This is a genomic window from Bradyrhizobium sp. UFLA05-112 (assembly GCF_053572325.1).
In genome coordinates, this window is sequence record NZ_JBANBK010000027.1 from 87,046 (window position 1) to 96,355 (window position 9,310).

The window sequence follows — 9,310 nt, forward strand, 5'->3', positions numbered from 1 at the left end:
TCAGCCTGGGTTGACGCGCGTTATCCCGCATTCGCCTTCAGTCGGGCCGCTTCGATGCCGGCGACCGCGCAGGCTTCGTCGTTGTCCGAGGTGTCGCCGGAGACGCCGACCGCACCGAGCAAGGTGCCTCCGTCGTGGATCAGCACGCCGCCGGGGACCGGGACCAGCGCGCCCTTGGCGATGGTGTTCACTGCGTCGATGAAATAGGCCTGCTCCTGGGCGCGCTGGTACAGGGCGCGCGATCCCATGCCCATTGCGAGTGCGCCATAGGCCTTGCCGTGGGCGATCTCGGCGCGCATCAGGCTGGTGCCGTCCTGCGCAGCCGCGAGCTTGAGGACGCCGCGCGCATCCAGGATCGTGATGACAAGCGGCTTCAGCTTCAGCTCCGCGGCCTTCGCGACGGCGGCATCGAGAATCTTGCGGGCGGTGTCGAGGGTGAGTTCAGCCATGTGGAGTGTCCTTGTGTGATGAGGTCGTTGGATTTGCGTTGGCGCCATCGAGGCTCATGGCGAGCACGCGCGCGACATGCAGGGCGTCGCGCGCACTGCCGTCGTGGATCTGGTGCCGGCATGAGGTGCCGTCGGCGACCACCAGCGTTGCTTGGTCCGCGCGCCGCACGGCCGGCAGCAGCGACAGCTCGGCCATCTCGATCGAGGCATCGTATGTGTCCGCGCCATAGCCAAAGGCGCCGGCCATGCCACAGCAGCTCGACTCGATGGTCTCAACCTTTAGGCCGGGAACGAGGCGCAGCACCTGCTCGACCGGCTTGAAGGCGCCAAAGGATTTTTGGTGGCAATGGCCATGCAAGAGCGCCTTCTCGGCGATCGTGCCGAGCGGCAGTTGCAGACGACCGGCTTCCGCCTCGCGCACCAGAAACTCCTCGAAGGTGAGGGCGTGGGTGCTGACAGCCTTGGCGTCGTCGTCCTTGCGCAGCGACAACAGCTCGTCGCGCAGCGTCAGGAGGCAGCTCGGCTCGAGCCCGATGATCGGCACGCCCCGCGCGGCAAACGGGGTAAAACTCGCAACGAGACGGTCGAGCTCGGCCTTCGCTTCCTCGACGAGGCCCGCGGACAGGAACGTGCGGCCGCAGCACAGCGGCCGGGTGCCGCTGACGAGCTTTGTCAGATGCACGCGATAGCCGCCTGCGACAAGCACCCGCAGCGCCGCGTCGAGGTTTTCCCGCTCATAGATCCGATTGAACGTGTCGGCGAACAGCACGACCTCGCGGCCATCCACAGGTCCAACCGCTTCCGCAGGCGGTGCAAACACATCGCTGCGGAAGGCAGGCAGCGCGCGGCGCGCGCTGATGCCGGCAAAGCGTTCGAACAGCTTTCGCAGAAGCGCGCTGCGGTTGCGCAGGTTCGTGAGCAGGGCGAAACGCGAGGCGAGGTTGGCATAACGGGGCAGATAGCCAACCAGTCGGTCGCGCAGCGTCAGACCGCGAGAGGCAACGCGCGCGGCGAGCACCTCGATCTTCATCTTCGCCATGTCGACGCCGGTCGGGCATTCATGGCGGCAGGCCTTGCAGGAGACACAGAGTTTCAACGTCTCCATCATCTCGTCGGAGGACAGCGCATCGGGGCCGAGCTGTCTGGAGATCGCGAGCCGCAGCGTGTTGGCGCGGCCACGGGTGACGTCCTTCTCGTTGCGCGTTGCGCGGTAGGACGGGCACATCACGCCGCCCTCGAGCTTCCGGCAGGCGCCGTTGTTGTTGCACATCTCGACCGCGCCCTGGAAGCCGCCGGCGGCGCCGGGATAAGCGGACCAGTCGAGCTTCGTCTTCAAATCAGTGACGCGATAGTCCGGCCGGTAGCGGAACAACGAGCGGTCGTCCATCTTCGGCGCGTCGACGATCTTGCCGGGATTGAGGACGCCATCGGGATCGAACCGCTGTTTCACCTCCTTGAAATCCGCAACGAGACGCTCTCCGAACATCGTTTCGTGAAACTCCGAGCGCACGATGCCGTCGCCGTGCTCGCCGGAATGCGAGCCCTTGTACTCGCGCACCATCGCGAAGGCCTCTTCGGCGATGGCGCGCATCGCCTTCACGTCCTTCTCCAGCTTCAGGTTCAGCACCGGGCGCACATGAAGGCAGCCTTCGGAGGCGTGCGCGTACATCGTGCCGCTGGTGCCGTGCCTGGCGAACACCTCGTTCAGCCGCGCGGTATAGTTGGCGAGGTGCGGCAGCGGCACGGCGCAGTCCTCGACAAAGGAGACCGGCTTGCCCTCCTGCTTCATCGACATCATGACGTTGAGGCCGGCAGCGCGGAAATCGGCGATGCCGCTTTGCAAGGCGGGCTCGGTGATATCAACCACGCCGCCCCATTTGCGCTTGTCGTTATTCCAGCCGAAGCCGAGATCGCCCATCAGCTCGGCGAGCTGCTTCAGGCGTGCGAGATTGTCCGCCTGATCCTCTTCGGCGAATTCCACCACCAGCACCGCATCCGGATCGCCCTTGATGGCGGCGCCGATGATGGGGCGAAACATCGCAATGTCGCGGCCCAGCGCGATCATGGTGCGGTCGACGAGCTCGACCGCGATCGGCTTGAGCTTGACGAGGTGCTGGGCCGCATCCATCGCCTCGTAGAAGCTGCCGAAATGGCAGACGCCGAGCGCCTTGTTGTGGATGACGGGCCACAGCTTCAGCTCGACCTTCGTGGTGAAGGCGAGGGTGCCTTCGGAACCGACCAAAAGATGCGCCATGTTGTTGGGCGCATTACGCGGAGTGAGCGCATCGAGATTGTAGCCACCGACGCGGCGCTGCACCTTCGGAAACCTGTCCGCGATCTCGTCGGCCTCGCGCGCGCCGAGCGTGAGCATGTCGCGGAATAGCGCCAGCGCACTGTCGCCGGCATTCACATTGCTGAGATCGCGCGGGACCTCGCCGAAGCCAGCCATCGTGCCGTCGGCAAGGGTTGCTTCCATCGACAGCGTGTTGTCGCGCATGGTGCCGTAGCGCAGCGAGCGCCCGCCGCAGGAATTGTTGCCGGCCATGCCGCCAATGGTGGCGCGTGACGCCGTGGAGACGTCGACCGGGAACCACAGGCCGTGCTTTTTGAGCTGGCGGTTGAGATCGTCGAGCACGATGCCGGGCTCGACCACGCAAGTCCGGTTCTCGACATTCAGCGAGAGGATCCGGTTCAGGTGTTTTGAGACATCGATGACAAGGCCGTCATTGACGGTCTGGCCGCATTGCGATGTGCCGCCGCCGCGCGGGGTGACCTTCAGGCCCTCGTCGCGGGCAACGGCCAGCGCCCGCAGCGCCTCGTCCATGCTGCGCGGCACAACCACGCCGAGGGGCATGATCTGATAGAAAGAGGCATCCGTCGCGTAGCGGCCGCGGCTGAAGGTATCGAATAGGACCTCACCCGTGGTTTCACGGGCCAGGCGCGCAGCCAGGCCGCCGTTTTGCGCCGATTTTCTCGATTTTTCGGCCACGTCAGCCGCCATGATCCGCTCTCGCTCTTTCGCCGGTGACGTCTTGCCTAGGCTCTGCCGGCTTGGCAAGGCGAGCCCTGCTTCTTGCGCATTGACGGGCCTCCTCAGGCGGGGGACAAGCCCGGCGAATAGTGATATTCGAGCGGCTCGCCGAGACCCCTCGGAAGACTCTCAAGACCGGGAAGGACGCCTATGACCGTGCATACTGGAAGGCATTTTCTCCAGATTCCAGGACCGACCAACGTGCCCGACCGGGTGCTGCGGGCCATGGACATGCCGACGCTGGACCACCGCGGTCCGGAGTTCGCCGAGATCGGTTTTGCCGTCCTGGCCGCGATGCAGCGGGTTTTCCGCACCAAGCAGCCCGTGATCATCTATCCCTCCTCCGGAACCGGGGCCTGGGAAGCGGCGATGGTCAATGTGCTCTCGCCCGGCGACAAGGTCTTGATGTGCGAGACCGGCCAGTTCGCCGTGTTGTGGCGTGGCATCGCCGACAAGTTCAAGCTCGACGTCGATTTCATCCCGAGCGACTGGCGCCATGGCGCCGATCTGGCCGAGATCGAACAGCGCCTGTCCGCCGACAAGCAGCACAAGATCAAGGCGGTCTGCGTCGTGCACAACGAGACCTCGACCGGCTGCGTGACGCCGCCCGCGGAGGTGCGCAAGATCCTCGACCGCGTGAAGCATCCGGCGCTGCTGATGGTCGATACCATCTCGGGCCTCGGCTCGATGGAATATGAGCACGATGCCTGGGGCATCGACGTCTCGGTTGCCGGCTCCCAGAAGGGCCTGATGCTGCCACCGGGCCTTGGCTTCAACGCGGTCTCCGAAAAGGCGCTGGCCGTAGCGAAAAGCAATCCCGGCATGCGTTCCTATTGGGACTGGCAGGAGGTGATCGCCTTCAACAAGGCCGGCACCTTCCCCTATACGCCCGCGACCAACCTGCTCTTCGGCCTGCGCGAGGCCGTCAAGATGCTGGAGGAGGAGGGGCTCGAGAACGTCTGGACCCGCCACAAGCGCCATAGCGCCGCGACGCGCGCAGCGATCAAGGTCTGGGGCCTGGAGACGCAGTGCGCCGATCCCAACGCGCATTCGCCGGCGCTCACGGGCGTGCGCATGCCCGAGGGCCATGACGCCGACAATTTCCGCAAAGTGGTGCTCGAGAACTTTGACATGTCGCTCGGCACCGGCCTGAACAAGGTGAAGGGCAGGGTGTTCCGCATCGGCCATATCGGCCATTTCAACGATCTGATGCTGATGGGCACGCTGTCCGGCGTTGAGATGGGCCTGGATCTTGCGCAGGTCCCGCATCGGAGCGGCGGCGTGCTGGCGGCCATGGACGTCCTCAAGGGGCGCGACGTGGTGCCGATGACCAAGGCTCAAGTCGCCTGAACTAACCTGAGTGAACTGAAGAAAGAGAGCGCGCGATGAACGCACCCGTGACAGCCAGTGAAGACCTGCTCTACTCCGTCACGGACGGCATCGCGCGCATCACCTTCAACCGACCGCAGGCGCGCAACGCGCTGACCTTCGCCATGTACGAGCGCATGGCGGAGATCTGCCAGGCCATCAACGCCGATCGTTCGATCAAGGCGCTGATCCTGACCGGCGCCGGCGACAAGGCGTTCGCCTCGGGTACTGACATCTCGCAGTTCCGTGCCTTCAAGACCGCGCAGGATGCGCTGGACTACGAGGCGCGGATCGATCGCGTGCTCGGCACGCTGGAGCAGTGCCGCGTCCCCGTCATCGCGGCGATCGCGGGGGCCTGCACCGGTGGCGGTGCCGGCATTGCCGCGTGCTGCGATATCCGCATCGGCACCGAATCCACCCGCATCGGCTTTCCGATCGCGCGCACACTCGGCAACTGCCTGTCGATGTCGAACATCAGCCGCGTCGTCTCGCTGGTGGGACCTGCCCGCACCAAGGACCTGATCTTCAAGGCGCGTCTCGTCGAGGCGCCCGAGGCCCTGGCGCTCGGCCTGCTCAACGAGGTCGTGCCCGACGTCGAGACGCTTCAGCGCCGCGCCGACGAGACCGCCAAGCTCGTCGCGAGCCACGCGCCGCTCACGCTGGAAGCCACCAAGGAGGCGGTGCGCCGTATCCGCCGCACGCTCTCGCGTGAAGAAGGCGAGGATCTGATCCTCAAGGCCTATATGAGCGAAGATTTTCGCGAAGGCATGGATGCCTTCCTCAACAAGCGCACGCCGAACTGGAAGGGCAAGTAGGGCGCTCCCGCGCGCCTTCATCAGCCGAAAGTCATATGCGGCCGAATGCCCGCCTGCTTGAACTCGTCAGCATTCCTCCGCACAATACGCCGATAATTCCCGGCATTACAAAGCCAATAAGAACCAGGGGACGAGACTCGTGCGAATTCCAGTGAAGGCCGTCGGAGCTGCGGCGGCCCTGTTGTTGAGTGCGCCGGCCTTCGCCGGCTGGGAGCCGACCAAGCCGGTCGAGATCGTGGTCGCAGCCGGTGCGGGCGGTGCCTCCGACCAGATGGCGCGCATGATGCAAGCCGCGATCCAGAAGAACAATCTGATGAAGCAGCCGATGGTGGTGTCGCTCAAGGGCGGTGCCTCCGGCGCCGAAGCCCTGATGTACATGAAGTCCAGCGAGGGCGATCCGAACAAGGTCCTGATCGCCTACTCGCTGATCTACATGCTGCCGCTGTCGGCGAAGATTCCGTTCAACTGGCGCGAGCTGACGCCAGTCTCGGTGATCGCGCTCGATCAGTTTGTGCTGTGGGACAACGCGGCGGGGCCGAAATCGGTGAAGGAGTTCATCGAGGCCGCGAAGGCCGCAAGCTCCCCGTTCAAGATGGGCGGCACCGGCTCCAAGCGCGAGGATCACGTGCTGACCGTCTTCCTCGAGCAGAAGACCGGCGCGAAATTCTCCTATCTGCCCTACAAATCGGGTGGCGAGGCCGCGACCCAGCTCGTCGGCAACCACACCGAATCCAACGTCAACAACCCAAGCGAGAATCTCGAAGTTTGGCGCGCAGGTCAGGTGCGGGCGCTCTGCGTATTCGACAAGGAGCGCATCTCCTACACCACCAAGGTGACGGAGACGCAGTCCTGGCACGACATCCCGACCTGCAAGGAGGAGGGGCTGGACATTCAGTACCTGATGCTGCGCGCGATGTTCTTGCCCGGCAAGGTCACGGCAGAGCAGCAGGCCTTCTACGTCGACCTGTTCCAGAAGGTGACGCAGACCCCGGAATATAGGGATTACATGGAGAAGCAGGCGCTCAAGCCGATCTTCCTCACCGGCAAGGACATGGTGCAGTTTCTCGAGGAGGACGACGCGCTGAACAAGTCGCTGATGACGGAAGCGGGTTTCGTTGCGAAGTGACCACCTTCGATGTCATGCCTCGCCACCGGGTCTCGCCTTCGGCGAGCCCGATGACAGGCTCCGGCGGGGCATCCAGTGTTGCACAGAGCTCAACGAATACGGCTTCTGTACGGAGTACTGGATCATCCGCTTTCGCGGATGATGACAGCGCAATTTGATCTGGCGGAGCCATGCCTCAAACCGATCTTGAAATCGTTGTCGACGATCCGACCGCGCCTGAAGATGACTCGCCGAGCGTCGTCAGTTCGCGAACGATCGAGATCGTCGTCTCGCTGCTTCTGCTCGCACTCGCGATCACGCTCGGCTACGACAACTGGCGCACCGGCATCTCCTGGGATGCGACCGGACCCGAGCCCGGTTACTTCCCGTTCTATCTGTGCGTCATCCTCGCCGGCGGAAGTCTCTATGGCCTCGTCGCGGCGCTGCTCGCGCGGCGCGCGGGGAGCGAGCCTTTCGTCACCCGCGCGCAGGCGGGCCGCGTAATCGCGGTGTTCGTGCCGACGCTTCTGTTCTGCCTTGTGACGCAGTTCCTTGGGCTCTATGTCGCGAGCTTTCTCCTGATCTCGGGCTTCATGCGGCTGATCGGCAAGATTGCGCTGTGGAAGTCGCTGCTCACCGCTCTTGTGTTCACGGCAATCATGTTCGTCACCTTCGACATCGCCTTCGACGTCATCATGCCGAAGGGACCGCTCGAAGCGGCCTTCGGTTTTTAGGGCGCCAACAATGGAAGCGTTCGGTCTCCTCGTCCACGGCTTTGCCGTCCTGCTGAGCTGGAAGACGCTGGTCCTGATGATGGTCGGGCTCGTGCTCGGCATCTTCGTCGGCGTGCTGCCAGGGCTCGGCGGCCCCAACGGCGTCGCCATCCTGTTGCCGCTGACCTTCACGATGGATCCGACCTCGGCCATTGTGATGTTGTCCTGCATCTATTGGGGCGCGCTTTTCGGCGGTGCCATCACCTCGATCCTGTTCAACATTCCCGGCGAAGCGTGGTCGGTGGCGACCACCTTCGACGGCTACCCGATGGCGCAGCAGGGCAGGGCGGCGGAGGCGCTCACGGCGGCGTTCACCTCCTCCTTCATCGGCTCGCTGGTCGCGGTGCTGCTGATCACCTTCCTTGCACCGCTGATCTCGTCCTTCGCGCTCAAATTCGGCCCACCCGAGTTCTTCGCGGTGTACCTCCTGACATTCTGCTCGTTCGTCGGTCTCGGCCGCGAGGCCAAGCACAAGACCGTCATCTCGATGTCGCTCGGCCTTTTGCTCGCCGGCATCGGCATGGACACCGTGTCGGGCCAGTTGCGCATGACGTTCGGCTCCGCCGAACTGCTCCGCGGCATCAACTTCCTCGTCGCCGTCATCGGCCTGTTCGGCATTAGCGAGATCCTTCTGACGATGGAGGAGCGGCTGGCGCTGCGGGGACACGCCGCAAGCATCTCGCTGCGTGTCGTGTTGAGCGTATGGAAGGACCTGCCGAAATACTGGGTGACGCTGCTACGCTCCTCCTTCATCGGCTGCTGGCTCGGCATCACGCCCGGCGGCGCGATTGCAGCTTCCTTCATGGGCTACAATCTCGCCAAGCGCTTCGCTAAAGACCCTCAAAGCTTTGGCAAGGGCCGCATCGAGGGCGTGTTCGCGCCGGAAACGGCCGCGCACGCCTCCGGCACCTCGGCGCTGCTGCCGATGCTCGCGCTCGGAATTCCCGGTTCGGGAACGGCGGCCATCCTGCTCGGCGGGTTGATGGTGTGGGGCCTCAATCCGGGCCCGCTTCTGTTCGTCGAGCACAAGGATTTCGTCTGGGGGCTGATCGCCTCGATGTATCTCGGTAATGTCGTCGGCCTCGTGCTGGTGCTGACCACTGTGCCGATCTTTGCATCGATCTTGCGTGTGCCCTTCGCCGCGGTCGCGCCGATGATCGTGGTGTCCTGCGCAATCGGCGCCTACGCCATCCAGAACGCGATGTTCGACATCTGGCTGATGCTGGGCTTCGGCGTCGTCGGCTACGTCTTCAAGAAGATCAGCATTCCCTTGGCGCCCTTTACGCTGGCGCTCGTGCTCGGCAACCGCGCCGAGGACGCCTTCCGCCTGTCGATGATCGGCTCAAGTGGCGACCTCAGGGTGTTCTGGTCGAATGGGCTGGTTGGCTCGATTACGACGCTGGCGATCTTACTGCTGTTCTGGCCGCTGATCGATTCCCTGTTCAGCCGCATCCGGCGGGCGCCGCGGCCGAGCCCTGCCTCGGGCTAAAGCATGATCCGGACCCGTAGGGCCGCGTTAGCGCAAAGTGCGACGCGGTTTTCCCCCGCGGCAAACGCGGAACGCGTTTGCGCGGAGATCATGCTCAGACAACAACCCAAAGCGCGATGATGATTCATCCTAATCTCATCGCGCTTTAGTCTTACTGAGTCAGAAATCCACGGACCAAGCTGGGTGAGAATCGCATATTGAAGGAGATTCAACGCGAGATCGAGGATCTGAGATGGGTCGCCGAGGAAAGGGAACCAGCGAGACACGATTTGCGGCGTAC

Annotated in this window: 8 protein-coding genes; 5 read left to right on the top strand and 3 right to left on the bottom strand. The window is 64.0% G+C overall.

The features are described from left to right. Window positions 1-20: 20 nt before the first annotated feature. Both SO180_RS17960 and SO180_RS17965 read right to left on the bottom strand, forming a co-directional pair. The gene (locus SO180_RS17960; RefSeq protein WP_449380163.1) at window positions 21-449 is read right to left on the bottom strand and encodes a GlcG/HbpS family heme-binding protein; all 429 of its coding nucleotides are present in this window, start codon (window positions 447-449) and stop codon (window positions 21-23) included. Next, the gene (locus SO180_RS17965; RefSeq protein ID WP_449380164.1) at window positions 442-3,450 is read right to left on the bottom strand and encodes an FAD-binding and (Fe-S)-binding domain-containing protein; all 3,009 of its coding nucleotides are present in this window, start codon (window positions 3,448-3,450) and stop codon (window positions 442-444) included. Before SO180_RS17965 ends, SO180_RS17960 begins: the two co-directional genes overlap by 8 nt. A gap of 180 nt (window positions 3,451-3,630) precedes the next feature. Between SO180_RS17965 and SO180_RS17970 the strand changes: the two genes are divergently transcribed. The 5 genes from SO180_RS17970 (at window position 3,631) to SO180_RS17990 (ending at window position 9,030) form a co-directional block, all read left to right on the top strand. Beyond that, window positions 3,631-4,830, top strand: coding sequence for a pyridoxal-phosphate-dependent aminotransferase family protein (locus tag SO180_RS17970; protein WP_449380165.1), 1,200 nt, complete (start codon window positions 3,631-3,633; stop codon window positions 4,828-4,830). A gap of 35 nt (window positions 4,831-4,865) precedes the next feature. Beyond that, window positions 4,866-5,663 carry an enoyl-CoA hydratase/isomerase family protein gene (locus tag SO180_RS17975; RefSeq protein WP_449380166.1) on the top strand — a complete coding sequence of 266 codons (798 nt, stop codon included), beginning with the start codon at window positions 4,866-4,868 and terminating at the stop codon, window positions 5,661-5,663. Window positions 5,664-5,802: 139 nt separating this feature from the next. Further along, on the top strand, window positions 5,803-6,789 hold the full coding sequence (locus SO180_RS17980; protein WP_449380167.1) for a tripartite tricarboxylate transporter substrate binding protein: 987 nt from the start codon (window positions 5,803-5,805) through the stop codon (window positions 6,787-6,789). Window positions 6,790-6,959: 170 nt separating this feature from the next. Next, a complete protein-coding gene (locus tag SO180_RS17985; RefSeq protein WP_449380168.1) occupies window positions 6,960-7,502 on the top strand; it encodes a tripartite tricarboxylate transporter TctB family protein in 543 nt (180 codons plus the stop codon). Window positions 7,503-7,512: 10 nt separating this feature from the next. Next, window positions 7,513-9,030 (top strand): tripartite tricarboxylate transporter permease, encoded by a 1,518-nt coding sequence (locus SO180_RS17990; RefSeq protein ID WP_449380169.1) that lies wholly within the window; start codon window positions 7,513-7,515, stop codon window positions 9,028-9,030. Here SO180_RS17990 and SO180_RS17995 read toward each other — a convergent pair. Beyond that, window positions 9,027-9,310: hypothetical protein (locus SO180_RS17995; protein WP_449380170.1), on the bottom strand; the 284-nt coding region annotated here is incomplete at its 5' end. The genes SO180_RS17990 and SO180_RS17995 overlap by 4 nt on opposite strands.

Bases quoted from the DNA above. Each gene is read 5' to 3' on its own strand.
- SO180_RS17960 (WP_449380163.1), bottom strand. From the start codon at position 449: ATGGCTGAACTCACCCTCGACACCGCCCGCAAGATTCTCGATGCCGCC.
- SO180_RS17975 (WP_449380166.1), top strand. From the start codon at position 4,866: ATGAACGCACCCGTGACAGCCAGTGAAGACCTGCTCTACTCCGTCACG.
- SO180_RS17965 (WP_449380164.1), bottom strand. From the start codon at position 3,450: ATGGCGGCTGACGTGGCCGAAAAATCGAGAAAATCGGCGCAAAACGGC.
- SO180_RS17990 (WP_449380169.1), top strand. From the start codon at position 7,513: ATGGAAGCGTTCGGTCTCCTCGTCCACGGCTTTGCCGTCCTGCTGAGC.
- SO180_RS17970 (WP_449380165.1), top strand. From the start codon at position 3,631: ATGACCGTGCATACTGGAAGGCATTTTCTCCAGATTCCAGGACCGACC.
- SO180_RS17985 (WP_449380168.1), top strand. From the start codon at position 6,960: ATGCCTCAAACCGATCTTGAAATCGTTGTCGACGATCCGACCGCGCCT.